Below are 25,772 nucleotides of genomic sequence, written 5' to 3'. Positions count from 1 at the left end.
GTGAGCAGCTGGGCCTCAGAACCGACACGGTGTCCTCCGGCGGAGCTGGGAAACTTGAAGTCACAGCCTCTCGGATGCCAGCCAAGACAGCGGTCCAAGCAGAGCTGCCGCAGGTCGAGCTGCTGGTCCAGTCCTGCCTCTGTAACGACACAGAACAAGATGTTCTCGCCCGGTCGCAGCCCCCTCTGCCAACCAGCCATTCACGCATGCAGAGCGCCACCTCGCAAGCGCCGGACGGCTTTGATCGAACTCGCCACGATCGAAAGGCAGGCTCTAACGATCACCCAAGGGCACCCGCGAATTGATGCCACCAGAGACGAGCTTGAACCCGATCAGAAGCGGTCCACCCCTCGTCCTCCGGCGCCAGGAATCTACGGTGCACCTCATGCGTACCGTGGAATACAAGAGCCATGGCTTGCCCCTGGAGTCGTACAAACTCACCCGAAGCGATCACCGATGGCAGAAGGATTTAGAAGACATCCGACAGGTTGCCCGCGAACAAGTTGCCAGGCACCTGGACGAGGTCTACGCAGACCCCGTGCGTGCCCTCGTCCACCAGGAGGGACTCAGCAAGGCATGGAAGCACATCAAGTCGTTCAAAGAGACTCCACCCCACGAGATCATGCAATGGCGCGTGCGGCTCTACTGCGGGCGCATCGCCACGACCTCGTGTCATGCGGAGAACGACAGACCACCCCGTTCCATGAGGTGCCCCGAGTGCGGCAAGGCCCCCTCAACGATCGTTGCGTTCGAACCGATCGGCCTCGCGGGAGAGCCACCCCGGGCCCACATCGCGAAATCGACGGCGCCAAGCAAGCCCAGCCGCGCGGAGCTGGAACGGCACATCACCGTTTTGGAAGAGGAGAACAATCGCCTTCGAGCTGACCAGACGACGTGAATGTGCGCATGCCACTGACCTCAGCCCAAGGGCTGCTGTGCTCACAGGCACGCCCCAAGCGGCGTCGCCATGCCTTCGACGCCGACGCCTGCCAGAGGTGCAGGACAGCAACGCACCTACTCGGAGTTGGGACTGTACGAAGTCCGATGGGCGTATCAGCAGATTCCTTACCGGCTTCGATTGGCTACCCCTGATGGAGTTGCCTCAATGAGCTACATCCGCCGCTACCGAAGCCGCTCGGGGACTCAGCCAGCAAGTAGCCTTCCGGGGAGAGAAGGCGGTGGAACGGTTGCCCAGCACCCATAAATGCGATAAAGAATCGAGCCGGGAGCCGGGAGCCGGGAGCCGGGAGCCGGGAGCCGGGAGCCGGGAGCCGGGAGCCGGGAGCCGGGAGCCGGGAGCCGGGAGCCGGGAGCCGGGAGCCGGGAGCCGGGAGCCGGGAGCCGGGAGCCGGGAGCCGGGAGCCGGGAGCCGGGAGCCGGGAGCCGGGAGCCGGGAGCCGGGAGCCGGGAGCCGGGAGCCGGGAGCCGGGAGCCGGGAGCCGGGAGCCGGGAGCCGGGAGCCGGGAGCCGGGAGCCGGGAGCCGGGAGCCGGGAGCCGGGAGCCGGGAGCCGGGAGCCGGGAGCCGGGAGCCGGGAGCCGGGAGCCGGGAGCCGGGAGCCGGGAGCCGGGAGCCGGGAGCCGGGAGCCGGGAGCCGGGAGCCGGGAGCCGGGAGCCGGGAGCCGGGAGCCGGGAGCCGGGAGCCGGGAGCCGGGAGCCGGGAGCCGGGAGCCGGGAGCCGGGAGCCGGTTGACAGGGTTGTGTGCGATCCTGCCGGCGGGCGGAGGCACGCGATGGAGTCCGATGACCGCATTCTCGTCCCCGTAGGACCCGATGCCGCGCGCTGGCGGACCTTTGTCGGCGACCGGACGCTGGTTGTGGCCGCGAGGACGGTGACCTCGCTCGTACGGGTGCTGGACGTGGTGCCCGAGATCGTCCATGACGATCCTCGCATCACCGTGCTCTTCGCGTACGACCCGACGTCCGCCTTCAACGACGGTGTGCTCGACCTGCTCCGCTCCATGGGCTGTCGCACCCTGCCATGGTCCCAGCTCTCGGAGATAACACCTGACCTGCTGATCTCCGCATCCGAAAACGTCACAGTCCCTCCCGGCGACTATCCGGTACTGGTACTGCCGCACGGGGTCGGGTTCCAGAAGCAGGTCCCCGATTCCACCGGCCCGGGCACCCGACTCTCCGGTCTGGTCCCCGAGGACCTACTGACTGCCCGGCGAGCCTGGCTCGCGGTGTCGCACCCCGCCCAAGCAACCCAACTGGCGGGCACTCACCCCGGGACAGTCGGAAGAACAGTGCTCGTGGGCGACCCTTGCTTCGACCGGCTTCGAGCCAGCGCCCGATGGCGAGATCGGTACCGGTCCGCCCTCGGCGTGCTGCCCGGGCAGCAATTGGTACTCGTGAGCTCAACTTGGGGCGAGGAGTCTCTGGTCGGATCCTGTCCGGGGCTTCCCGCGGAGTTGTTGGCTCAGCTACCCACCGACGAGTTCCGCGTGGCGCTCGTCCTGCACCCGAACGTCTGGTCCGGCCACGGCGCCTGGCAAGTCCGGGTCATGCAGCAGACCGCCTTGGAGGCTGGCCTGATCACCGTCGACCCCACGGATGGCTGGCAACAGGCCCTGGTGGCGTCGGACCTGGTTATCGGAGACCACGGTTCGGTGACGCTTTACGGGGCAGCGATCGGGCGACCTGTACTACTGGCTGCGTTCGGTTCCGAGGCCGTACCGGGCACAGCAGGGTACGCGCTGCGATCGGCAGCCGGATGGCTGGCCGCCGACCGGCCGCTGCGCTCGCAACTGGAGGCCACAGTGGCACGTCACCGCGCGGACCGGTTCGCAGCGGTCGCCGCCAGCGCTTTCGCGGAGCCCGGGGAATCCTTGCCGCGACTGCGTGGGCTGGTCTACGGCCTCCTTGGCCTCGCTCAGCCTAAACGCCTGTGCCGCGGCCCCCGTGCTTTCCCCCTTCCTCCCCGGACACCACGTGGGTTCGGTCTCTGATGGTGCACACCTCTGTCGTACGGGACACGGAGGCAGAGCTCCGTGTGGACGTCCACCGCTTCCCGGCTGCGCTGGCCGGGGAGACAGGAGAGAGCGAAGACTCGTTTTGGCACCTGGCCTGCGATGTCGAAGAGCCGGACACGCGGCTCACTGAGAGCGCCACCGTCGTGTGCTCAGCCTCGAAGGTCTTCGCTCCGAAGGAGGGGAGAAAGGGCATCGCACGTCTCCTGGACGAATTTCCGGGTGCCCGGATCGCCGCGCTGCCCTGTGAGGGCGGTTGCCTGGTCGGGCTACGCGATGGACGGATCATGAACGTCAGTGCTCCGCATGGTCCGTGCCCGGATCCCGGCACAGCTGCGGCAGCGGTCTACGCCTTTCTGCGCCTGGGCACACCTCTGGACGGCGCGACACTGGCCTTGCAGCAAGGGCCGCGGCGGCAGCAGCAGCTACTGATCCGCTCGGCGAGCCCGCCGAAGGGTCAGCCAGCCGCCAACCGGGCGAGGACATCCGCCGCGCGAGGGCTGCCGCCCTCCTCGTAGACGGTGAGGGCCCGGCGCAAGTAGGTCCGTACCTCAGCCGGGTCGTCCAGGAGGTCTGCCAGATCTTCCGATGCTTGGGCCTCGTAGTGGGACGCCCCGGCCCGGTGCAGATCGTCGGCGGCCTGGGAAAGAGCGGCTGCCGCCCCCTCGGTATCGCCGAGCCGCGCTCTGACCCGGCCGGTGTCAGCGAGGGCCCGAGCCGCCATCCGCTCGTCCCGCAGAGTGAGCAACGTGTCCCTGGCCTGGGAGAGTGCTGTCAGGGCGGCGACATGATCGCCGGCTGAGCTCTGGGCACAGCCCAGAAAGTACAGGGCCAGGGCCTCGCCCCGCTTCTCCCCGGCCTCGGCATTCAGAGCGAGCGAGCTACGGTACGCGTCGACCGCGCGGGCGGAGTCGTGGAGGTCCCAGTACCGACCGAGGAACTCCTGAACCGACGCGTGGAGGACCAGATTTCTCGACTCCACGGCAAGCCGCTCGGCGATGTCCAGTTCTGTCTTGGCCTGGTTGTCCTGCCCCAAGTCGAGCAGTGGTCTGGACAACAAGCTGCGCAGCCTGGCCTCGGCCGCGGGGTTGCCATCGTGCTGGGCGGCGTCGGCGCCCAGTTCTAGCGACTCTCGCCAATCGGCAAGGTGCCGGTGGTGCAGGAAGAGGACGGTGAATGCCTCCGCCAGCTGCCACACCGCGCGATCGAAGCCGAACCCGGACGCGGCGCGGAGCACGGCCATGATGTTGGCGCGTTCGGCCTCCAGCCAGCTGATCGCGTCGCGGGCGGGGTCGTCGGCACCGGCGAACGGGTCTGCGACAGCGCCCGAATCGGTTGCCCCGAAGACCTCGGCCATCACGGCGATCCGGAGCCGGTCGGCCCGTACGGCGAAGTCGGCCATGACAGTCAGCGCAAGGTAGTGGCTGGTGACCCTACGAACAGTCTCCCGCTCGGCATCCGGCGAGTCGAAGGCCCTCGCCCTGTCGCGGGCGTGAAGTCGTACCAGGCTATGCAATGCGTATCTGCGGTCGTCCAGCACGGACAGCAAGCTGGCGGTTTCCAGCACGTCCAGGGCCTCTTGGGCCTCCTCCGCCGTGCCCAGCCCGGCGGCCAGCGCCGCAAGGGCTGTGTCGAAACTGTGGCCCGGGAAGTGGCCAAGGATCCGGTACATGCGCGCGGCAGGTTCAGGAAGGTCTCGGTAAGCAATCTCAAGGGCTGCGGACACAGTGCGCTCCTCGTGCGCTGAGGAAACGGTGATGCGGCTGAGGCGGCTCTGTTCGTCGGACAGGTCATCAACCAGCGCGGTGATCGTCAGGCGGCGATGTGTCACCAGCCGCGCGCCACAGATACGGATGGCAATCGGCAGGCCGCCCAAGAGTTCGACCAATCGCACCGCGGCAGCGGATTCATCCGCGATCCTCTGCGGCCCGCACAGAGCCGCCAGTAGCTCCATAGCACTGTCGGCGTCGAGAACATCAAGGTGAAGCAGAGACGCTCCGTCGAGAATGAGCTCACCGAGCCGCCACATGCTGGTCGCCAATACAACGCTCCCTAGCCCTTGAGGCAGCAGGGCGACGACCTGCGCCGGGCGCGTAACGTCGTCCAGTACCACCAGCATCCGCCGCTCGGCGGACAGGTTCCGGTAGAGGGACGTCCGCTCGGCAAGCCCCGCAGGGAGGTACTGGTCCCGTACTCCCATTGCTCTGAGGCAGATGGCGAGCGCCTCCGAGACGTCTCCGCCGGTTCCTGAGCGCAGCGCGGCGAAGTCGACGAAGAGCTGCCCACCAGGGAAACGCGGTTGATTATTGTGGGCCCATTGACAGGCTGCTGCCGTCTTGCCAATGCCGGGGAGGCCGCTGAACACGCCAATCGGGCAGCCAGGAGCATCATCGTGTCCGACTAAGTCGTCGAGTTCGGCCAGCACCCCTAGGCGGTTAACGAACCCGCGAGGTGGCCTCGGAACCTGATCGGGACGGCGAACCGCGTGCTCTGCAGCCTGTGCCGCGTGGTAGTTGAAGGAAATGCCCCATGGACGACTCCCGCCTGAGCCAGTTGTCCATCGACATTGCCGGAAAGACTGTTCATGACCCTTGCCACGGGGGGTTCCGACTCACCTCGCGTGCTCATGGACCACCAGCTCTCCGGATCGCCGACCAGAAGTCACCGTACTGGACACAGGGCGAGAAGGAGGGCGTTCCGCCACCGGTACGATCAGGGCCATGCCGTACCAGGCTCCCGCAGACGACCCTGACCTTTCGGGTCAATTCGCCCCCGCCGAACGCCGCTGCCGGGTAGACTTGACAAAATTTACAGCAGAGCAGCAGAGCAGCAGAGCAGCAGAGCAGCAGAGCAGCAGAGCAGCAGAGCAGCAGAGCAGCAGAGCAGCAGAGCAGCAGAGCAGCAGAGCAGCAGAGCAGCAGAGCAGCAGAGCAGCAGAGCAGCGAAGTGCTCGTCGCTGTGCGTTCCGCCGGGGCGTTGCATCGGCTCCTCGACGTGTTGCCCGTTTTCGAGGGCGACACTCGCATCACCGTCCGGTTCACGCTGCTCCCCGGATCGCACTTCGACGTCGACGCGCTCGCCGCTCTGGACAGGTCGGGTGGCCGCATCGTGCCCTGGGACGAGGCTCGCCGGAGCAGGCACGACCTGGTCCTGACCGCGAGCCCGAAGGGTGAATTCCACGAGCTGTCCGGGCCTCGCGCGCTGTTGCCGCACGGAGCCGGCTTCAACAAGGCCATTAGCAAAGACGGTTCACCCGAAGTGCCTTCCGGACTGGATCCCCACTACCTGTTGGCCGACGGCGAACCCTGGGCCGATCTCCATGCCTTGGCCCACGAGGAGCAGCTGGATCGTCTGGCGCGTCACTGTCCGTCGGCCGCCGGCCGGGCCGCTGTGGTCGGAGATCCGACCCTGGACCGTTTTCTCGCCTCGGTCGCCCACCGCCAGGACTACCGCGCCGCCCTGGGGACGGGACCGCGGCAGCTCGTCGTCCTCGCCTCCACGTGGGGGCCGGACTCGCTCCTTGCCCGCCGGCCCGGGCTGCCCGCCGAACTCACCGGGATCCTGGCGCACGACGCCTTTCAGGTCGCTCTGATCGTGCATCCCAACGAGTACAGCAGGACCGGGCTCTTCGATCTTTCCCGGCGGCTCGCCCCTGCGCTCAGGGCGGGGCTGGTCCTTGCCCGTCCTTACGAGGAGTGGGCCGCACTTCTCGTCGCCGCCGATGCCGTCGTCACCGACCACGGCTCCACGGCTCTCTACGCGGCGGCCCTCGGCCGCCCGGTCGTCAGTGCCTACGACGGCGGCCGTGAGCTCATCCCGGGCAGCCCGATGGCGCGGCTGCTGGATTCGACACCCAGGCTGTCGGCCGCCTCCGGCCTGGAGGACGCTCTCCTGCAGTCCCGGTCCACGGACACCCGTGGTCCGGCCGCCAGCGCCTTCGCCCAGCAGGGCCGGGCGCTCCAGTTGCTGCGAGAGCAGCTCTACCGGATGCTCGGACTGCGCCCTCCGTCGAGCCCGCTGGACGCGTCGTCGTTCGCCCGGCCGTCCACGACACCTCGTCAGCCCCTTGCTCTCGCAGTACGGGCCGAGGTGTCGGGTCACCGGATCGCCGTCGAACGCTTCCCCGCGCACACGCAGCAGGCCGTACACCATCTGACCGCCGAATACCCCACGGCAGGACCACGCCAGGTGCAGAGTGCCGCCCTGCTCTGGCGCCGCGCCCAGACCGCCGGCCACGCCGGGCAGCACACGGCGTGGACCGCGGAGGGCTGGACGGCCCATGTCCTGGAGGAGGCGCCGGGCTGCAGAACAGCAGCCGCGATCCTGTCACCCCGGCGCTGCCTACTCAGACACCGCACGGCCGGACTGCTCAGCCTCCGCGTAGAACCTCAGCGGGACGGGGGCATGGTGTCGCACGTGGATCCGACGGCCGTGGTGTCCGCGGTACACGCCTGGCTCGGGGCCGGCACGTACGCGTCACTACCCGTGTCACTCCTGTGCGACACCGGGCCGACGGCCGTCCGCGTACAACTGAGTGCCGCCCATGAGGACGACCTCGACTACGAGCTCTGAGCGTCGGAAGAGATGCCTCCGGCCTGTCGCCTGATGTGCCTCGCAGTCACACGGTGCCGCTCGGCGGTCTCGGCGTCACCGCGGGCTTCCGCCAGAGCCGCCAGTTCCTCCAGAACACGTACCTCGTCCGTGACGGATCCCCGAGCGCGCGCGCCGTCCAGCGCCACGCTCACCAACGCGTACGCCTCCTCCGCCCTGCCCACCAGCCTGAGTGCGCGGCCCAGTTCGAATCCGGTGCGCGACACCATGCGCGGGCGCTCCTGCCGCCGCGCCATCGCGTGAGCCTCTTCCAGGAGCCTGACCGCCACCTGGAACTCTCCCTGTCGCACCGCGGTTTTTCCCAACAGGTAGGTCTGGAGCAGTACGCCGTACGCGTTCTCGATCTCCGCGTGGATCGCCCTCGCCACTTCGAAGTCCTCGGCGGCGCCGGACCAGTCCCCGAGGTCGGACTTGAGCAAGCCTCGGAACTCGACCGCCGAGGCGGTCAGCTTCCGCTCCGGAGGTGACGCTCCCAGTGCTTCGGAGGCGTTGAGCGCATGCCTCAGTTGCTCGGCCGCTTCGTCGAACAGCCCCTGCTCCCACAGCGGACGTGCCAGCTGACACCTCATCCTGACCATGGCCGGAAGGAACTCCGTCCGGTCCGCGGCAGCCACCCCCGTACGGAAGGTGTCCATGACGTCGGCGTAGTGCGGGTGGTCGAGGAAGTGCGTCCACAGCGGTTCGCACAGCGCCCAGGCGTCCTCATAGAGCCCCGCGTCGAAGGCGAGCCGGACGCATCCGTACAGGGCGAGCCGGTGCGATTCCAGCCATCGCAGCGCTTCCGTTTTGCCCGGGAACTCGATATCGCACGAGTCGGCGCCCACGGGTTCCGGCAGCTCCGCGAACGTCATCCGCGGGCCCGCGGCCAGGAGATCCGCGCGCGCGGCTTGCCGCCTGTACCAGGAACACAGCGAGCGGCGAGCGCGTGCCCGCTCCTGCCCGTCCGGGTCCTCCAGTCGCGCACGCCGCTCGGCGTGACCCCGCAGGAGGGCGTGCATACGCCAGTCGTCGGCCCTGCCCTCCAGCAGCCCCGCCGACTCCAACTCCTCCAGGGCGTCCCCCGCCCGGCAGGGATCGCAGCCGAGGAGGGCGGCGGCGGCCGGCTCCTCGACCACGGGCCCCGGAAGCTCTGGAAGCAGCCGGTACAGTCGCGCGGCCTCAGGATCCAGCCCCGAGTAGGCGGCGTCCCACACGGCTTCGACCACGGGAATGCCCCTTCCGCGCAGTTCCGCCGTCAGCTCGGCGACGAGCCGGGACAGGTTCCGCCTGCGGTACTTGCGTACCCACTGACCGGCCACCTGAAGAGCGGCCGGCAGACCACCACACCCACGTGCCAACTCGACCAGTGCGTCCGGCTCCGCCGACAAGCGAGGATCGTCCACGAAGTGGCCCAGCAGCCGCACCGCGTCCTCCACTGCTAGCGGGCCTACCGGGACCTCGGCCACAGCCGCAGCGTCGAGGTCGTACAGGGCTCCCTGACTGGTGATGATCGTCAGGCTGTCGTCCGACGCAGGGAGAAGCGGGGTCGCCTCGCTTCCGTACCGCGCGTTGTCGATCACCACGATCAGCCGCTTGTCCCGGGTCCGCGTCCAGAGCTGCTTCGTACGGCCTGCGAGTGATCTCTCCAGCAACTCCGGCGATACGCCCAGCCCGGTCAGGAGCTCCCCGACGGCGTCCGAGATCTCCACGGCACCGTCCCGCCGCAAGTCGTCCAGGTCGACGTAGAGGACCCCGTCGGGATATCGGTCCGTGAAACGGCGGGCCACATGAAACCCCAGAGCGGTCTTGCCGATCCCGCCCATTCCCGTCAGTGCGACGACGAGCGGCCCCGCCTGTGCCACGTGCGCATCGATCGCGCGCGTGATGCGCTCCTGCTCGGCCAGCCGGTTCTCGAACCGTAGGCGCGTCGGGGGAAGTTGGAAGGGAATCGGCGCGGCCGGACCTTCGATGCCGTGCAGGTGCTGATGCAACTCACCAATGCGCCCGGCCTGAACGACCACGTCCGCACGTCCGTCCAGGCTGTTGCGCGTCTCGTCCACCATGCGTCAACAGTATTGCCCCGTCGGCGAGATGAGGGCGAGGCGGCCTCAACCGGGCGGGTCCGGCGATGGAACGCAAAGGCTCCGGGTACACGGGAAATTCTGCATGACTCCGTCCCACGGACCTAAGGTGTGACGATCAGATACCGACCTGGGGAGCCTGGTATGGACCCGATCACCGCAGCGGCACTGGCGGCACTGGCCGGAAGCGCTGGCGGAGAAGCCGGGCGCCAGGCGTGGCAAGGACTCACGGCACTCGTGAGGCGTCCCTTCCAGCGCGGCGCAGCACAGGACGCGGAGCCGGACGGATCGCCTGGGGTCAGCTCGGGCCAGTTGGAGATCGCGGATCTGGAGAACAACCCTGCCGACCCCGTACACGCCCAGGCGCTGGCGACGGCGCTGGGCGTACGGGCCGCCCTGGATGGGGAGTTCCGCGTGCTGCTCGAAGAGTGGTGGCAGCATGCCCAGACCGGCTCGGGCAGTGAAGTACACAACAGCATCAGCGGAGGAACCCAGAACGGCCCTGTACTCCAGGGCAGGGACTTCTCCAGCCTCACCTTCAACATGACACGGGACACCGACCGCTGACGACCGCGGGCAAGGCGCCACCCGCCACGTCCGCGGCCTCGAATTCACCAACAGATTCCGGTGGCAGAGTGCGCGCCATTCATTGGCTAACTGGTGTGCAGACCATGGCAAGTTGACTGGCGCCCCCACGGTCGCGGGAGTAATTCCGCCCAAACCATCACGGCGGCCTCGTTCTAGGGCCGCTGCGGGATCCGACTCGAGTCCGCCCTGACAGCCTCCCGACCGAACGGCCACAGCAACATGTAGAGGGGTGCGAACGCCAGGGCAAGGAGTACCCCACCTACCGCGATTCCGACACGCTGCGACCGGTCTCCGGGAATACCCTCCCGGCCGACCTGCCAAATCCCGAAAGCGATAACTGGTGCGATAGTCAGCAAAGACTGCCATACCGATCCGCACTGCATCAGGAGCGCAAGCCCCAGCACCGTGGACGACGGTCCGCGCCACTCCAACGTTTCACCCAGATCACCGTCAAGATGGCATGCTTTCGGCACGGTCAGGAGCCCAACCAGGACCAACACCGTGGCTACACTCCCCACGAAGTCGGACCGTTCAGCGACCCAGCTCGCAGCCGGCATCGTCCAGCCTGAGGGTATGCCGAGGGCATTGCACGCGGCGCCAGCTCCCCGAAGCGGTGCGTCGCCACGGCCCGCCCCATAAGCTGCCGAGCACCCAGCAAGGGATGCGAGAACCCGATACAGCATCGGAACGAATCGCATCGTCCGCACTTCCCGGATCACTGTATTCACCGTTTCGTGCACAGGCGCCGATACCGACACGTCGCCACGCACGGTCCCTGCCTGAATCACAGCCCCAGTGAAGTGGCCACCGCTTACCTCGTTGCCAGAACCTCGCTGCGCCGCCATGCCCAGAAGGTACGTGACAGCTTCCGACAGTCGTACGACCAATCCACCGGAAGCCTCAGCCAGTCTCGTGGCTCTGGAGGTTCCAGACGCCTCGTCCAGCCCTTCTCTCGAACAAGCAACTGACTCTTTCGGTGGTGAACTCCCCCAGCAAGTCAGCGAGCCAGAAGGCGCACCCCCGGCTGCCGCCCCAGGCCCTGGAACACCAACGCGTCGACAGACGCGGCTCAGGTCCGCACAACGCCTTCGCTCGCCGGAATCCTTCTCAGCCGCCGAGGCAATCGCCCAATACGGGTTGTGCTGACGCGAGCACACACTGTACGACCGTGACCATGCACCGTTGGTCGCCACTCAATGATCGCCAGCTGGTCCTGCTCACCCGCATCGGGGAGGGGACAGAGCCTGTGACCTCAGACAGCCCGGAACTTGCCGCCACCGCTCACGCCCTCAAGGGCCGAGGCTTGATCACCATGCCGAAGCAGAGCGGGAGGTGGCAGGCGGACATCACCAATGACGGACGCTTCTACCTGGAGCACGGGCACCACCCGGACCGGCCGGAGCGGACTCCACGCAGGCAGCGTTCGGCGGCCCCCAAGCTGACACCGCAGGCTGGCCCGCCCCGCCGACAGACAGCGCCCTCGTCCGCGACTGCGAAGCCCCCGCGCCCCTCACCGGCCGCGATCGGAGCGGCCCTGATCACCCAGGTACAGGAGGCCGGACGCTTCCTCCGCATCCCGAACCCGAGCGACGAGGAGCGGGCCCGCTACCGGCGAGCATTCGACGCGGCGCGGCAGTGTGCCCCCGAGGGGTACAGCCTCAAGCACAGCGGGCGGGCCAAGGGCGACTTCGTTCTCGGCCTGCTCAGGGTGACCGGCGAGGACGACACCGAGTGGAATCGGATCCGACTGGCACGCAGCCGTGTGATCATCGACGTTGAGGACGTGATCGCCGCAGTCACCGCGGACCACAGTGCCTTTGAGATCTCCGAGGAGGTCCTCCCCCGGATGATCTCCCTGCTCCGGCTCCTCGCCGAGCAGGCTCTTGTCCGCCATGGCGAGATCGCAGTGTCCAAGAAACGCAGGCAGGCGCGCCCCCTGCTGACGGTGCATGGAAAGACGTACGAGGTGAGCTTCCGCGAGCGGGAGAAGCAAGTCCGGTACGTGCCCAAGCAACCGGGCAGGCGTACTTACGACTGGCAGCGGGTCACTCCGGCGATGCGGGCCGAGCCGTCCGGCGAGCTGGAACTGCACATCAGCCAGCACGCGGGCTACAGCTACGCCTCCGGATGGAAGAAGGACTGGGCCGACACTGCCAAGAAGCCGCTGGAGGACCAAGTCGGTTCGGTCTTCCGAGCGCTCAAGGCACATGCGGAAGAGCAGGAGCGGGCTCGGTTGGAGCGCGAGTCTGCGCAGCGGCGGCTGCGAGAGGAACAGGAAGCCGAGCAGCGGCGCCTGCGCGAGGAACAGGAGAGGAAGGAGAAAGAGCGCCGGCTGCGGGAAGCGGAGGAGTCGGAGCGCACACAACGAGAGTGGGAGGCCGCCGTCGGCATCGCGACAATTAAGGCCGTGGACGCAGTGCGGGCCGAGCGCTTCAGCACGGCCTTGGAGCAGTGGCGGACTGCTGGGGCGATCAGGGATTTCTGTACAGCGCTGGACAAAGCCGCCACCACGTCGGCCGACAACCTCGACGCCGAAAGGCTGAAGGAGTGGTCGGCGTGGGGGAAGGCGGAGGCCGAGCGGCTCGACCCCACCGCGCGCGGCAGGGGACTTACCGGCCACAACTTCCACGCACAGCCGACGGGCGACCAGCTGCGACCGTTTCTCGACGGCTGGCACCCCCAGCGGCCTGAGAAGGAGAAGCCGCTGGAGGAGAAGGCTCAGGTGGAAGTCCCGTCACCCCAGCCGGAGCCAGACCGGCGGCACGACTTCAGCGACGAACGTCTGGATCAAGGCTGGAGATATGGACGCCAAGCTCGCGCTCAATGGTGGAGGCGATGAAGCCGTGACCGCGGTCACGTAGGGTCCTCACCGCCCGCTCGACCAGTTGCCCGAGCCTGATGACCTCTGCGCGCAGGGCAACCAGTTCGTCGTAGCGCTCGGACTTGTCCACGCCACACCACACCCGCACGGTCTTCAGGACAGCCGCCTCGGCATCCAGCTTGCGGTCGTCGCGACGGCTGTAGGAGGAGTACCAGGAGGACTGCGCACGTTCCTGCTCAAGGCTCTGCTGTTTTCGGTCCACCTCCGGAAGGATCACGTCGGCGAGACGGTCTGCTACATGACGGGCGAGACGTTCAGTGACTGGCCAACCTGCCAGGCACTGGCCGTCGCGGTTCTCGTGGACCATAGGGTCGTCCCGCAGTTCCGCGGAGTCCATGCCAATGAGCGGTACGGTCTCATCCAACCTGCCCATGTCCAGAATCCCGGCGTCCTGGACACCTCGCCGCAGGCGCAGTCTGCTCTTCGGTCGAACGAACCCAAGGATCAGCCGCGCGGCCTCGAATTCCGTGCTGCCCCTCACGTGTCGCGACGCCTCGGCCAATGCCAGCTCCGCCGCGTCGTCCGCGTGGAACTCTCCGGCCTTCGCCCACGGTGTCACGAGACAAGTGGGGTTGACCCATTCCTGTAGCCCGGCAGCGTCGCCTTCGAGGAACCGCACGTGGACCCCGCCCGTCCTGCGGGGACCGCCTACACGAACGATCTCTACCTGGCGGACCGCGCTGCCCAGCTCCTTCGGCCTCACGCGATATGCCCAGTGCTCGCCCATCTCCATGCGCCTATTGAGCCAGGTCTGTTGGCACCAGCGCCCGCCGATTCGCCAAAACCACCAGAAGGAATCGAGTGCCCAGATCCCGTCGGCATGATCGGGCTCGGTGGGCAGGCACAGGTGCTTCGAGCGAGGCGAAAGCGCCTGTGACCCGTGGGGGTCACAGGCGCCACTCACCGCTGGTGTTACACCAAGCCACGCGCCTGCCGGCGAACGCGCAGAAGGTCACCGAGCACGCGCACCGGTGATGTAGGACACATGGCAAGCCGCGAGTCGAGAGCTGCCTCCCACTGCTCGGTCAGGCCGAGCATGAGGCGCTTGCGCATGCCAGGGGTGACATGGGCATAGCGCGCCGAGACGGAGCCGTCGATGTGTCCCATGCGCTGGTCCATGAGGACCTTCTCGGTGCCGAGGTCCTCCATCACGGTCCTATGGGCGTGGCGCAGTCCGTGAGGCGTGAGGCCCTTGGCGATCGGGAGCCAGCAGGCGTCAGCTCGTTGGCCGGCGCCCCGCCCTCGCGCGGGGACTCCTGGCCACGGCTCGCCGAGTAGCGGCACGGGTCGTGCCTCCTGCGGGGCCTTCTTCGGGTACCAGCCCGATACCGCCGGGGTGAACAGCCACGTCGCGAAACCGTTCCTGCGCCAGTGGGCCGCAGGCTCCACCACCGCGCCGCCTCGTACGAACCCGAGGTCCGTGATGGCCTCCTCCACCCGCATTCGCGTCGCCTCAGCGACGCGATCGGGGTGGTTGAGGACGTTGGACACCGTCCCCGTGGAGACTTCGGCACGGCGTGCGACGTCGACGAGTTTCGCACCGTGGTGGCCGCCCGTACGAGCCGTGCCCTGCCCGCGGAAGATGTAGGTCCTACCGTGGCAGGGGCAGGGCGTCGGCTTCGTGCGGGCGATGTGATTGGCGACCAGGGCGGACAGCCAGTCCATCGAGTCGAGGGTGCGATAGCTGTCGTCCTTGGGCGGGCAGCGCACCATTTCGCCCGAGTCCAGTTCGTACAGCTGCCATTCGACACGGACGGAGCCAGGCCGAGCGAACTCGGTCTCCAGGCCGACTATTTCACCCCAGCGCATGCCGGTGTATCCCTTGAGGACGACGGCGACGAACTCGTCATCTCGGCCGGACAGCAGTGCTGCCCGTTCGGCGATCAACAGGATGCCGAGCGGATCGGTGACGACCTTCTCCGGGCCTCGGTCACGGGAGCGACCCGCGCGCTTGCCCCGCCCACGCCGCCTGGTCGCCGGGTTCGACGTGATCAGCCCTTCGTCGATCGCGTCCTCGTAGATCAGGTGGAACGTCGAGCGCCAGGTCTTGACGCTGGAGGCCGCGTACAGGGCCCTTTCCTTCTTCTCCCACCGGTCGACGTCCGAGCGCAGGATGCCGGCGAGCGCATGGTCCCCGAAGTCGGGAAGCAGGTGCTCCTCGATGTGGCGCTTGTAGTTCTGCATCGTCGATGCGGCCAGGTCCTGGGCCTCGTACCAGCGGCTCGCGTACTCGCCGAACGTCTCCTGGCCGAGTGCCGGGTCACGCCAGTCGCCGCGCCGGTACTTGTTCTCGGCCTCGCTCGCGGCACGCTGAGCCTCGCCCTTGGTGGCGAACTTGATCGCCTTGCCGCCCTCGTCGACGACCGTGAGGTGCTTCCCAGGTGCGGTCTTGTACCGGCCACGCCAGTAGTTCGCGCGCTTCTCCGCGAAACCCACGCTCCTCCTCTCCCTTGGTACGCGGTCGTGTCAGGCGACGGTGCTGAACTGGCTCTGCCTGGCGCGGACCGGAGGCCGCGCCCGCAGGCGGGTTGTGGGCGCGGCACTCTGGGCGGCGTTCGCCTGCTGGGCATCAGCCTTGGCAGCGGCCCGAGCTGTGACGGGCTGGTACGCCCGTGCGGGCCGTTCCTCGTGGAGGCGGATGATCTCTGCGAGGTGTTCTGCGGTGAAGCGGTACGCGCGGCCGACCCGCGTGAAGGGGATCAGCCGCCGGCGGGCCCTGTCCTTGACCCACCAGGCAGAGCAACCGAGAACAGCAGCGATGTCCTCGGGACGGTAGAGGCGGGGCGGCGCTACGCCGGTGCCTGGCTGCTCAGCCATGCGAGATAGCCTCCTTCGCGGTACGGAGGCGGAACGGCAACAGGGCAGGGGGAATGGCCTCTCGGCGCAAGGAGGTTCCTTCTCTGGCGCGGCCGTGCGGAGACGGGTACGCCGGTCTTGGTGGTTCAGGTACGGGCGGGGTGGTGCGCGTAGCGGCTGCCGGGTGTTGGCCCACCCGGGGAGCGCTGTTGGGGCTCGTTCCGCTAACTCGTCTCGGCGAGCAGGGCAAGCGGGGAGAGGCCGAGAGCGGCTGCGATGGCGACGAGGTCGTCGACATCGCAGCGGCGCTGTCTGCATTCGATGCGGGACAGCATCGTGATGGTCATGGGTCGGCCGAGCGCGGTGACCCGTTCGGCCAGCTGGCGCTGGGCGAATCCGCGTGTTGTGCGGGCACGGGTAATGGCACGGGCGGTCAGCACGCCGGCCGGACCAATTCCCAAGGGGCTCTCAGGCATGGGTCAGTTGTAGCTCTGCATTGCCGGTTTGGGTAACCGGCGATGTGCTGCTATGTTTCGCATCTTTTTTGTCAGGTCTGGTCCTCAGGCTCCTTGTGAGCGGCGCAACATAGACCGGAATTGGCGGATGACCAAATCACCTGATGCCCTCATGCTGGTAGCACCTACGTGGCCTCGACGTGGGTATCTTGCATCGCGCACTCACCAGCGCCTCCCACGGATTCACTTGCCAACTGCCCTATTTATGCAACTTCTTTGTCAACCGGCGATTCGGGTCTACCGTTTTAAGGAGGCCGCGCACGACACGTTCGCCGAGAGCTGTTTGCTTTCCCGGCGGAATGCTGGACTTGTGCGGGGAAGATGTGGCTGTCTTGGCCATGTGCTCGGAACCGCCTGCGGCTCCGAGCACATGAAGAAGCCCCCGGCGGGCCAACGCCGGGGGCTAAGACGTCCCTACCGATATCGCCCGTACCTGAACGATCAAGACGGTGGCGTTCATATCGCCACCGGGTGAGGAACTGTGCATGCCCCAACAAGCTACTGCCTTCGTGGCCGTAGTCGCATCCCCGTCGCCGAACTCGCCCGCTCGGCCCACGAAGGCAGGGCGATAGACATGGCGCGGATACGCACCATCAAGCCGGAAGCCTTCATCTCCGAGTCGCTCGCCGCGGTGAGCGTCCATGCCGAGCGGACCTTCTTCGGCCTACTTACGCAGGCGGACGACCACGGCCGCTTCCGCGACCAGGCCGCCGTCATCGCCGGCGCCCTGTGGTCCCTGCGCCCCGAGCACGGCCCTCTGGAGGTCGAGGACGACCTCACGCAGCTCGACAGTGCGGGTCTGATCTGCCGATACGAAGGCGACGACGGCAAGCGGTACCTGCACATGGTCACCTGGGCCCGTCACCAGAAGATCAACCGGCCCAGCGGCAGCCGCTGCCCGGCCTGCCCGCGCCACCAGGGCAGCCGGTCGGACGAGGCGGCCTTGCCTGTTCACGGAGCCCTCCATGAACAGGCCGTGAGCCCTCACGGTGAACGCCCTGATACGTCACGCGGACGCAGCGAGCCCTCCGTGAACCGGGAAACCGCAGGTCAGGGCAATTTCAGTGAGCCCTCACCACAACGCTGGGAGACTGCGGTGAGGACTCAGGGTCCGGATCTAGGACCTAGGATCCTGGATCTAGGATCACCTCCGGTGGGGAGCGCAAGCGCCCCCACGCCCCCTGCCGTCTCGGGTTCGGTCTCGGCCAAGAATCTGGTCGCCGAGCACGTCGCCGCATGCCAGCACCGCCCGCCCAGCGACGTCCTCGGCCACCTCGGCAAGGTGGTCAGCAAACTGCTCGGCGAGGGGTTGTCCCCCGACCACATCAGGGCCGGGATGGACCGCATGCGTACCAAGGGGCTGTCCGCCGGACTGCTGCCGAGCCTGGTCAACGAGGCCATGAACGCTCCACGGGCAGCTGCCGCCCCACACCGGGCATGGACCAACCCGGCGCCCGCGGACGTCGAGGCGGCCTACGGGGGTCAACTGTGACCGCAGTCACCACCAGCCGCGAGCCGCAGCGCATGAACACCCTCGCGGCCCGCCTCGGCACCATCCTCGCCGAACGGGGCATCGATCCAACTACGTCACCTGCCGACGCCCCTCCGGAGCGGGTGACCGCGCTGGATCTGGCCGCGGCCCGCATCCCGCCCCGCTACCGCAATGCCCTCGCCGACAACCAGCAGGTTGCCGCCTGGGTCGACGAGGTGGCCCTCGCCGCACGGCCCGGACCGAGCGGCACCCGGGGCATCGCACTCGGACCGTCCCTGCTGATCGCCGGGCCCACCGGCACCGGCAAGACGCACCAGGCGTACGGCGCGGTGCGCTCACTGCTGACCGCCGGGGTACGGCTGCGGTGGGAGGCAGCCACCACAGCCGACCTGTATGCGCGCTTGCGCCCACGCCCCGGCCACGACGCCGAGCGCGACCTCGCCACCCTCAGCACCTGCCCGCTGCTGATCCTGGACGACCTCGGCGCAGCCAAGCAGTCGGAGTGGACCGAAGAGCTCACGTACCGGCTGATCAACCGCCGCTACACCGACCTGCTCCCCACCCTCCTCACGACCAATCTGCCGACCGCCGCGCTTCGCGACGCCGTCGGCGACCGCGTCGCCTCCCGTCTCGCCGAGATGACCACCACCGTCGTCCTCACCGGCGCCGACCGCAGACGCCAGCTCTCCGCCTGACCGCACGGCGCCGCCCCGCACCAGCTCACCTTCACCACACCGCCCGTCCGCGCCCACGCCTGCCCACACGGCGCGGCGGGTCCTTTGGAGACCCCTGCATGACGGAACTTGCCATGCCCGCAATCGGGTACTGGAACGCGATACCGATCGCGCTCGCCGCTCTCCTGGCCACCTGCACAGTGCTGCTGGTCAGCTGGCTGATCTACCAACGCGCTCCCCGAAACCACGCCAAGCGACAGCCCGGAACGCCCGCGGTCAGGGTCGCCGCGCTGGCCGCGGTCGGATGTACCGCCTACAGCGCCGACACCAGCTGGCGGTTCGCCGCCGACTACCTCGACATGAGCGGCACAACCCAGCGCACCGCGTTGTTCGCCGCCGCGGAACTCGCCCTCTTCGCCACGGCCCTGCTGGCGCGGCAGAACTTGCACGGCCCCAGGCAAGCACCCGGCCTATCCGGCGTCCTGACCTGGGTGATCACCGCTGTACAGGTGATCCCCGCGTATGCCGAGTCAGGTGTGGTCGGCGGCACGGTGCGGGCCTTCGTGGGGCCGGTCATGGCCGCACTGCTCTGGCATCAGACCATGGGCATCGAACTGCGCATCCGCACGCCCGAGGCGGCCTCCCACAGCCTCCTCGCCCGGATAGGTCGCGAAGCACGCGAACGCGGCCTCTCGCGCCTTGGGGTCGCCGAACACGATCGTGACGCCGCGCAGATCAGCCGCGACCGTGCCACCCGCAGGGCCGTCGCCCTGGCCGCGCACCTTGCGGAGCGAACCCCGAAGCAGCGCGCCGGCTGGCGAGGCCGGCGAACGGCGCGACGGCTTTCCCGCGCCGTCGCCCAAGCGTCTGTGGGAGTCGACCAGCGCCAGCGCGAAGTGCTGTTGCACCAGCTTGCCGTCCGCCGTCACGCGACAGCGCTGGCCACGATCGAACTGCCATCGCCTTGGACCGCCTTCACTCCGAACGAAGGCGCCTTGCGCCATGTCGAGACGACTCCGCGGCGCAGCCGATCGGGTGCAGGTTTCGACTTGACGAGCGAGGAAGCCGGGGAGCACGCCGACTCCAACCTTCGTCTTGAGTCCCTGCCTCCTCGATCCGTGCAGAACCAAATTCCCCTGCACGATTCGGTCCCCACGCGCGAGACCACCGAGCCGTCCCACGAGGACGACGTCCCTGCGGCGCAACGCTACGGACGTCCTCCCGGTGCCGAGATGGACGAACTCCTCGCGATCGGCCGCGCGGCCATCGCCATGCACGGAACAGCCACCCGCGCCGTCCTACGGAACGCCATCCGCGAGGCCGACCTCCCCATCTCCGAGGACCGGCTCACCGAACTCAAGGCCCTCCTGGCGACAGAGCAGGGTTGCGAGACCGCCGTCCCCACGGACTGACCGGATATCCGGTCAGCCCTGAACGCCGAACGGGGGCCGTGGACCAGCACCCCGTCTGGTCCCACGGCCCCGCCCCATTGGCACCGCTTGACCAGGCACGCACGGCCCTCCCTCGCGACTCACCGCTCGAACCAGCGGGCGTTGGGGACGCTGCCCGTACGTCGACCTGGTCCGCTGCCCTCTCCCCTCAACCAGGAGCTGCTCTCCATGCAGGATTCGTGCACCCACAGCCCAGAGCATCAGAACGCGCCCCAAGCCACGCCAGCCCAAAGCGGAGCAAGTTGGAGGTTCGGACACTCCCCCGCAGGGGAGCGTCCGAACCCGACCTCGCCCCAGGGGTGGCGGGGCCCGACCAGCGCCAGGGGGCGCCGGACGGGAGGGCTGCGACCGAGGGCGGTTCGCAGCCAAGTACGGCCAGCCACACGCGCCTGACCAAGGGGAAACCCCGCCCGCGCGACAAGAAGCAGCGCCCCGCCCACAGCGTCCGACTCAACGAACGCGAACGCACCCTCATCCAGACCGGCGCCGACGCCGTCGGCATGAGCATCGCCGGATTCCTCGCCCACTCCGCCCTGGCCGCCGCCCGCGACCAGACCCGCACCGCCGCCACCATCGCCGCCGACCACGACGTCCTCACCGAGCTCTTCGCCACCGGCCGCAAGCTCGGCTGGGCCGGCAGCAACCTCAACCAGATGACCAAGACACTCAACTCGGGCGGCGACATCGACAGCGCCCGCATCGAGGAAACCCTCACCTACGTCCGCCGCGCGGCCACCGCCACCAGGTCAGCCGTTGAGCGGATCAACAACCGCCAGATGGACGAGACCACTTGATCCCCAGCATCCACAAGCAAGGCAGCAGCACCCGCGGCCTGCTCAACTACCTCTACGGCAAGGGCACCCGCGAAGAGCACGTCGACCCCCACCTTGTCGCCTCCTTCGACGACATGGCGCCTGACCCCGGCCGCGACCCCTCCGCGACGAAGGAAGACCTCCAGCGGCTTCTCGACCAGCCACTGCACCTCCTCGACGAAGACCAGCGACCCGAACAGCACGTGTGGCACTGCTCCGTCCGCGCAGCACGCACCGACCGCATCCTGAGCGACGAGGAATGGGGCGACATCGCCCGCCGCATCGTCGCCGCCACCGGCATCGACTCCGGCGGCCCAGACGACGCAGGGTGCCGGTGGGCCGCCGTCCGCCACGCCGACGACCACATCCACATCATCGCCACCCTCGTACGCGAGGACGGCCGCCGCCCCGACCACCACCGCTCCGGCCAACGCGCCCAGACCGAAGCCCGTCTCATCGAAGCCGACTACGACCTACACCGCGTTACCCCCGGCGACGGCACCGCAGCCAAACGCCCCACCAGCGCCGAGCGCCACAAAGCCGAACGCCATGGGAGAGAGGGCACGGTGCGGGAGGAGCTGCGCGAGACCGTGCGCGGCGCGTCGGCCGGCGCCGCCTCCACAGATGAGTTCTTCGACCGTCTAGCCGCCGACGGCCTTCTGATCCGCAAGCGGATCGCACCCTCGGGCGATCTGCTCGGCTACAAGGTCGCGTTGCCTGGTGACCGCAACAAGGACGACGAGCCGGTTTTCTATGCCGGCTCCACCCTCGCACCCGACCTGTCCCTGCCCCGTATCCGCGAACGCTGGTCTCTCCGAGCAGAGGCGGTCTCCGAGGGCGGTTCCGAGCCGGTGCAGCCCGCCCTGCCGCAGGTGACCCATCCCGCGTTCGCTCGGCGCCGGGCTGCGGCTGCCAGCTGGCAAGCCCTACTGATCATCGACCACGGCGACGACGGCAGGGCGGCAGCGCAGATCGGCGCAGCGAGTGAGGTCCTGGACGCGCTCGCCAAGACCTCTGCCGCGCACACCCGTGCACAACTGCGGGAGGCGGCCAACGCGTTCGAGCGGGCCGGCCGCTCCCATGTCCGCGCCGTACGCGGACGTGACCACGCTCTGCGGCAGGCCGCCCACGATCTCGTCCACAGTGGCCCCGCACTCGGGCGCGGCGAAGACGGAGCCACCACGGCGATGGTCATCGACATGGCCTTCTTCCTCACCATCGCCGCGGCGAACTGGCACGCCAAAAGGCACCACAGCCAGCAGGCAGCGGCAGCCCAGCAAGCCGCCGAGCATCTACGCACCGCCTACCAGGCTGCCGCGGCCCACCCCATCGCCGCCCTCCACCAGCGAGGCCAGCGGATGGCACCGCGTATTCGAGAGCGGCAAGCCGCTCTCCTGCACCAGGCACTGCCAGAGCTCGCCGAACGGATCCAGGCAGAGCCCGGCTGGCCCGCCCTGGCCGCCACCCTCACCGACGCCCGACAAGCGGGCCACGACCCCGGCGCACTGCTCACCGACGCCGCCGTGCGACGCGAGCTCGGCAGCGCAGCCTCCATCAGCGATGTCCTCGTCTGGCGCCTACGCCGCAGCGCCCACCTGCCCGCAGCAGCACCCGAAAACCTCCAGTCCGCGGGCGCCCGAGACGGCCGGCACATCCCGACACCGGTCCTCTCCACACCGCCCGCGGCTCAGGCGTCGAACCAATCCAGCCGCGGGCACTGACCCGGGAAAACGGGCGCAACATAGCCGACGATCGCCGGATAGCCCAACCGGCGATTCTCCAGACGATTGATGCTCCCCATCCAATCCCACAAGGAGCGTCACACCCGTATGACCGCAACCTCATCCCGACCCGACATCATCGCCCTCCTCGCCGACGCGGACTTCAAGTGCCGAGCCGACACCAACACGTGGAGCCATCGCGACGGACGGCCGTTCAGCAAGGAGGAGCAAGCTCATGTCCTCACAGCGACTCGCAGCGAGTTCCTCGATTTTGACGCGCAGTTCAAGCGCTTCGTGAAGCACCGGCAGGCACGGGCTGACGCCCCGGAAGCACTGCAGCGCTTCCTCGCCCCGTTCATGCAGCAGCTCACCTTGAAGAACCTCGGCAACGCCCACGAGCTCATGAGCGAAGAGGACCGGACGGAGTTCAACCGCCTGCTCGGCCTCGTAGCCATACCCTCGCGTCCCTTCACCGCCAACACCTTCTGACGAAGGGCCACGGCACTCATTAGCCTCGGCCAGGAACCGGTCCGGCCAGAGCGCTTCCCGGCCTCGACGGTCGGAGCCAGGTTAGTGAGCTGAATACAGCATCCAGGTACGACACGGTCCCGCCCCGGGCACCACAAGTCCGCAATGCGGAGGACCTGCCGGAGCAGCCAGGAGCCGGACCGCCCATGCGGGAGGTCCGGCTTCGTGGCGTGGGGCACGGCCAGCTGGCAGGGGCCGTAGGAGCTGATCCCGCTCGACGTAGTACCGGTGCGGTGGAGCTGAGCGAGGACGTTGGTCTTCCGCCCCTTCTTGGTCCATCAGTTGCCTCGCCCACAATCGGCACTCAGGGGCGGTTGCGGTGAACTGTTCACTGCGTTTTGCTTCTGGCATGGCGCAGTCCCTACGTAGTCAGGCCCTGGAGTGTCAGCGCCTGTTCAGAGACATGAGCGTGGAAGAGTTAGCCGAGGCTGTGGGAGTTACTCCGCGTGCCGTACGTCACTGGGAGGCAGGAACACGGGCTGTCGGGGACCGGGCCTTCGGTCGGCTACTGGAAGTCCTGCAGTGCGGCGCACAGGTCCTGACGGGGCGCGACCCGGGCACTGAGAGCCTGGCCGACTTGCGCCGTGACGCAGGCATGAGCACCGAAGAGGTCGCCTCGGCTCTGCGGAACAAGCGGGGCGCACATGACCTGCGTATCAGCGCTGAGAAGATCCGTGACCTCGAACGTGGCAGGCGTGTACGCGGCTGGGCGTGGGGTCCCAAGAGACCCTCGGGCAGGTGGTCCGCATGCTTGCCCACGTCTATCGGATTCCTGACCGGGTGGTAATGGATGCCTGGCGTCGCAGCCGCCCGAAGGATCCTCTTCCGCTGCTTCCTGCCCCACGCGTCCGTCAGCCGGCTGGGAAGCTGAATGCCTGGAGCTCCCTCAACGACCGGCAGCGCACTTATCTGACCTGCATCTTCCGGCAGGATCAGGAAGCCGAGGAAGAACAGCGCCACGCCCGCCACCTGAGTGCGGAGCGACGGCCGGCCGCCGAGTGGCGGCGCATGACGTTGGCCCTCTCCGCCTCATCCGATGCAGTCGGCTACACCCGCATCCAGGAGCGGCTGCGCGCGGCTGGGGTGCACGACCCCGGCGCCGGGTCTTCCGTGGCCGCTTTGGAGCGGCGCGGCCTGATCTTTGTATACCGAGACCGGGTCTACATCGACGGGCTGGGGGATCTGCCCCGTACCCGGGTGGAGATGACCCGGCCCGGCCGAGCGGTGGCACGCGCAGCGCTCGGTGTTCGTCGCGAGGCGGGACCGCCCGCACCACTGCTGTCGTCGTGGCTATGGAAGATCATGGTCCGCGTTGCGCGCGCTGGGACGCAGGGGGTAGACGGCAGTCTCGCGGGCCGTGGGCCGCATTACCTGGCAGTGGGGCAAAGCCCTGACGGACGCACCCCGAGCCGTGGCTTCATTGTGTTGCGGCACCCCGACGGAGTGACTCACGGGCCGTACCGGTGGTTCCTTACAGACTCCGGGCAGTACCACATCGCCGATCATCTCGATGCATACCGCAGCCTGTATCCCGGCATCGATACCGAGGGCATCAACGGGAGCTCTGACTAACAAGCTCGTGCACGATAGGCGTCGCCGCAGGTCAACGGCTTGCGCCTTCGCGACGCCCGAGCCGCTGACCTGCACTGATGCAGCGACGATCCTTATCGTGCACGAGGTCGTAAGCGTTCTCGGCCTCATTGTCAGTGCCCTGCCGTAGGGTCCGGCGCGTGAAGCAAGCTGAGGACACAACAGGCATTCAGCAGACTCACTCGCTGCTGGAAATCGTCAAGGCATTCGCCGTGTGTGAGCACGCGATGGCCAACGAGGAACTGGACGGGCCGAGACGCCTCGACCGTCTCATGGAGGCCCACGGCATCCTGATGGCAGCCTGTGGCCCGGGCCACCTGATTCCCTTCGATGAACTGATGGGCAGGCTCACCGGCGACCGGGCCGGCTCCCTGGAGGGGCTGCTGCCTGACTGGATCGACAGCGAGGCCCTCGCGGGTGTGCGCCTCATGGACAGTGAGGGTGTCGCCACCGAAGAGGGGTTCGATTTCCGGCACGAAGCCCAGCGCGTCATGCGGGCCGCGCAGAAAGTCGGCAAGTTCGCCGGCCAGGTGACGAAACCGAAGCTGGATGACGAGTACAGCCAGGAAGCCGTCTTCAGCTCGATCAAGGGCCCCTTCTACGAGAGGCACCGCTCCACGCTGGTGGAGAACCCGACGGAGCCGTGTGGCAACCTCGCGGAACTCAACCTTCCATCCCGAGCAAACGACTTCTACAAGCCGATCCCTCAGTACGCGCAGTACAACGGCTGGTGGTGGCCGTGCCCTGCCTGCAAGTGGCCTATGAAGGTGGCGGCTTCCCGGATGGGCGGACGCACCCGGGCAGGGTGCGGTGCCTGTACCCCTGGCACGAGGAGACGGGCGCGTCGTACGAGTTCGTCGTGACTGCTCGGAAGAAGACAGCGCCGGTCCTGAGCCCGACATTTGAATGCCGGGTGCCGTCCGGAAGGTTCGCGCGCCTGTGGACCGGGGCCGTGCCACAAGTGCCGGAAGCAAAGCCAGCGACGGAGTATGTGGCGCTGGTGAGGCCCGTGTGGCGCTACACGGTTATCCCCGGTCTCCCCGAGCTGGCCCTGCACCGAGCCGCTGCTGCGGCCTTGGAGG

General features: G+C 68.1%; 20 protein-coding genes. 14 read left to right on the top strand and 6 right to left on the bottom strand.

What is annotated here, in order from left to right; all coding sequences use genetic code 11:
- Positions 1-385: 385 nt before the first annotated feature.
- The gene (locus LNW71_RS16935; protein WP_250968991.1) at positions 386-898 is read left to right on the top strand and encodes a hypothetical protein; all 513 of its coding nucleotides are present in this window, start codon (positions 386-388) and stop codon (positions 896-898) included.
- 834 nt (positions 899-1,732) lie between these two features.
- Complete coding sequence (locus tag LNW71_RS16930; protein ID WP_308294497.1) at positions 1,733-2,950, top strand: hypothetical protein; 1,218 nt, start codon at positions 1,733-1,735, stop codon at positions 2,948-2,950.
- 478 nt (positions 2,951-3,428) lie between these two features.
- Here LNW71_RS16930 and LNW71_RS16925 read toward each other — a convergent pair whose 3' ends face one another.
- A complete protein-coding gene (locus LNW71_RS16925) occupies positions 3,429-5,396 on the bottom strand; it encodes an NB-ARC domain-containing protein (protein WP_250968990.1) in 1,968 nt (655 codons plus the stop codon).
- Positions 5,397-5,917: 521 nt separating this feature from the next.
- On the opposite strand from LNW71_RS16925, the gene LNW71_RS16920 reads away from it, so the two are divergent.
- Positions 5,918-7,543, top strand: a complete 1,626-nt coding sequence (locus tag LNW71_RS16920; RefSeq protein ID WP_250968989.1) for a translation initiation factor 2 — start codon at positions 5,918-5,920, stop codon at positions 7,541-7,543.
- Here LNW71_RS16920 and LNW71_RS16915 read toward each other — a convergent pair.
- Positions 7,531-9,624, bottom strand: a complete 2,094-nt coding sequence (locus LNW71_RS16915; protein WP_250968988.1) for an NB-ARC domain-containing protein — start codon at positions 9,622-9,624, stop codon at positions 7,531-7,533. The genes LNW71_RS16920 and LNW71_RS16915 overlap by 13 nt on opposite strands.
- A gap of 255 nt (positions 9,625-9,879) precedes the next feature.
- Here LNW71_RS16915 and LNW71_RS16910 point away from each other — a divergent pair, with 255 nt between their 5' ends.
- Together LNW71_RS16910 and LNW71_RS16905 are read left to right on the top strand one after the other, a co-directional pair.
- Positions 9,880-10,209, top strand: a complete 330-nt coding sequence (locus LNW71_RS16910) for a hypothetical protein (protein WP_250968987.1) — start codon at positions 9,880-9,882, stop codon at positions 10,207-10,209.
- 1,195 nt (positions 10,210-11,404) lie between these two features.
- Positions 11,405-13,069 (top strand): PE-PGRS family protein, encoded by a 1,665-nt coding sequence (locus LNW71_RS16905; protein ID WP_250972042.1) that lies wholly within the window; start codon positions 11,405-11,407, stop codon positions 13,067-13,069.
- On the opposite strand, the gene LNW71_RS16900 is transcribed toward LNW71_RS16905, so the two are convergent.
- The 4 genes from LNW71_RS16900 to LNW71_RS16885 all read right to left on the bottom strand — a co-directional run bounded on the left by LNW71_RS16900 (position 12,999) and on the right by LNW71_RS16885 (position 16,383).
- The gene (locus tag LNW71_RS16900) at positions 12,999-13,844 is read right to left on the bottom strand and encodes a PE-PGRS family protein (RefSeq protein ID WP_250968986.1); all 846 of its coding nucleotides are present in this window, start codon (positions 13,842-13,844) and stop codon (positions 12,999-13,001) included. The two genes, LNW71_RS16905 and LNW71_RS16900, sit on opposite strands and share 71 nt — an antisense overlap.
- A 179-nt stretch (positions 13,845-14,023) precedes the next feature.
- Entirely contained in the window at positions 14,024-15,547 is a 1,524-nt protein-coding gene (locus LNW71_RS16895; RefSeq protein WP_250968985.1) for a LacI family DNA-binding transcriptional regulator, read from the bottom strand.
- A gap of 30 nt (positions 15,548-15,577) precedes the next feature.
- Positions 15,578-15,928, bottom strand: coding sequence for a helix-turn-helix domain-containing protein (locus LNW71_RS16890; protein WP_250968984.1), 351 nt, complete (start codon positions 15,926-15,928; stop codon positions 15,578-15,580).
- A 203-nt stretch (positions 15,929-16,131) separates the two neighbouring features.
- Complete coding sequence (locus LNW71_RS16885; protein WP_250968983.1) at positions 16,132-16,383, bottom strand: helix-turn-helix transcriptional regulator; 252 nt, start codon at positions 16,381-16,383, stop codon at positions 16,132-16,134.
- A gap of 613 nt (positions 16,384-16,996) precedes the next feature.
- Between LNW71_RS16885 and LNW71_RS16880 the strand changes: the two genes are divergently transcribed.
- The 9 genes from LNW71_RS16880 (at position 16,997) to LNW71_RS16840 (ending at position 25,553) form a co-directional block, all read left to right on the top strand.
- Entirely contained in the window at positions 16,997-17,914 is a 918-nt protein-coding gene (locus tag LNW71_RS16880) for a hypothetical protein (RefSeq protein WP_250968982.1), read from the top strand.
- 32 nt (positions 17,915-17,946) lie between these two features.
- Positions 17,947-18,609: an ATP-binding protein gene (locus LNW71_RS16875; protein ID WP_285802745.1), complete on the top strand. Its 663-nt coding sequence runs from the start codon at positions 17,947-17,949 to the stop codon at positions 18,607-18,609.
- Between the two features lie 98 nt (positions 18,610-18,707).
- Positions 18,708-20,000, top strand: coding sequence for a hypothetical protein (locus LNW71_RS16870; RefSeq protein WP_250968980.1), 1,293 nt, complete (start codon positions 18,708-18,710; stop codon positions 19,998-20,000).
- A gap of 281 nt (positions 20,001-20,281) precedes the next feature.
- Complete coding sequence (locus LNW71_RS16865; protein WP_250968979.1) at positions 20,282-20,833, top strand: mobilization protein; 552 nt, start codon at positions 20,282-20,284, stop codon at positions 20,831-20,833.
- Complete coding sequence (locus LNW71_RS16860; RefSeq protein ID WP_250968978.1) at positions 20,830-22,572, top strand: mobilization protein; 1,743 nt, start codon at positions 20,830-20,832, stop codon at positions 22,570-22,572. The genes LNW71_RS16865 and LNW71_RS16860 overlap by 4 nt, the downstream gene beginning before the upstream one ends.
- 108 nt (positions 22,573-22,680) lie before the next feature.
- The gene (locus LNW71_RS16855; protein ID WP_250968977.1) at positions 22,681-23,061 is read left to right on the top strand and encodes a hypothetical protein; all 381 of its coding nucleotides are present in this window, start codon (positions 22,681-22,683) and stop codon (positions 23,059-23,061) included.
- Positions 23,062-23,449: 388 nt separating this feature from the next.
- Positions 23,450-23,887: a MerR family transcriptional regulator gene (locus LNW71_RS16850; protein ID WP_308294496.1), complete on the top strand. Its 438-nt coding sequence runs from the start codon at positions 23,450-23,452 to the stop codon at positions 23,885-23,887.
- A complete protein-coding gene (locus LNW71_RS16845; protein ID WP_250968975.1) occupies positions 23,848-24,672 on the top strand; it encodes a hypothetical protein in 825 nt (274 codons plus the stop codon). The genes LNW71_RS16850 and LNW71_RS16845 overlap by 40 nt, the downstream gene beginning before the upstream one ends.
- A 158-nt stretch (positions 24,673-24,830) precedes the next feature.
- A complete protein-coding gene (locus LNW71_RS16840) occupies positions 24,831-25,553 on the top strand; it encodes a hypothetical protein (protein ID WP_250968974.1) in 723 nt (240 codons plus the stop codon).
- Positions 25,554-25,772 lie beyond the last annotated feature (219 nt).

The organism is Streptomyces sp. RKAG290 (genome assembly GCF_023701695.1).
Taxonomy (GTDB): Bacteria; Actinomycetota; Actinomycetes; order Streptomycetales; family Streptomycetaceae; genus Streptomyces.
This window is presented reverse-complemented; position numbering and strand designations above follow the sequence as displayed.

What these genes read in the sequence shown, in the direction of transcription:
- LNW71_RS16885 (WP_250968983.1), bottom strand. Translation starts at nt 16,383, where the DNA reads ATGCCTGAGAGCCCCTTGGGAATTGGTCCGGCCGGCGTGCTGACCGCC.
- LNW71_RS16875 (WP_285802745.1), top strand. Translation starts at nt 17,947, where the DNA reads ATGAACACCCTCGCGGCCCGCCTCGGCACCATCCTCGCCGAACGGGGC.
- LNW71_RS16930 (WP_308294497.1), top strand. Translation starts at nt 1,733, where the DNA reads ATGGAGTCCGATGACCGCATTCTCGTCCCCGTAGGACCCGATGCCGCG.
- LNW71_RS16935 (WP_250968991.1), top strand. Translation starts at nt 386, where the DNA reads ATGCGTACCGTGGAATACAAGAGCCATGGCTTGCCCCTGGAGTCGTAC.
- LNW71_RS16880 (WP_250968982.1), top strand. Translation starts at nt 16,997, where the DNA reads ATGGCGCGGATACGCACCATCAAGCCGGAAGCCTTCATCTCCGAGTCG.
- LNW71_RS16870 (WP_250968980.1), top strand. Translation starts at nt 18,708, where the DNA reads ATGACGGAACTTGCCATGCCCGCAATCGGGTACTGGAACGCGATACCG.
- LNW71_RS16905 (WP_250972042.1), top strand. Translation starts at nt 11,405, where the DNA reads ATGCACCGTTGGTCGCCACTCAATGATCGCCAGCTGGTCCTGCTCACC.
- LNW71_RS16900 (WP_250968986.1), bottom strand. Translation starts at nt 13,844, where the DNA reads ATGGAGATGGGCGAGCACTGGGCATATCGCGTGAGGCCGAAGGAGCTG.
- LNW71_RS16915 (WP_250968988.1), bottom strand. Translation starts at nt 9,624, where the DNA reads ATGGTGGACGAGACGCGCAACAGCCTGGACGGACGTGCGGACGTGGTC.
- LNW71_RS16845 (WP_250968975.1), top strand. Translation starts at nt 23,848, where the DNA reads ATGCTTGCCCACGTCTATCGGATTCCTGACCGGGTGGTAATGGATGCC.
- LNW71_RS16890 (WP_250968984.1), bottom strand. Translation starts at nt 15,928, where the DNA reads ATGGCTGAGCAGCCAGGCACCGGCGTAGCGCCGCCCCGCCTCTACCGT.
- LNW71_RS16850 (WP_308294496.1), top strand. Translation starts at nt 23,450, where the DNA reads ATGGCGCAGTCCCTACGTAGTCAGGCCCTGGAGTGTCAGCGCCTGTTC.
- LNW71_RS16855 (WP_250968977.1), top strand. Translation starts at nt 22,681, where the DNA reads ATGACCGCAACCTCATCCCGACCCGACATCATCGCCCTCCTCGCCGAC.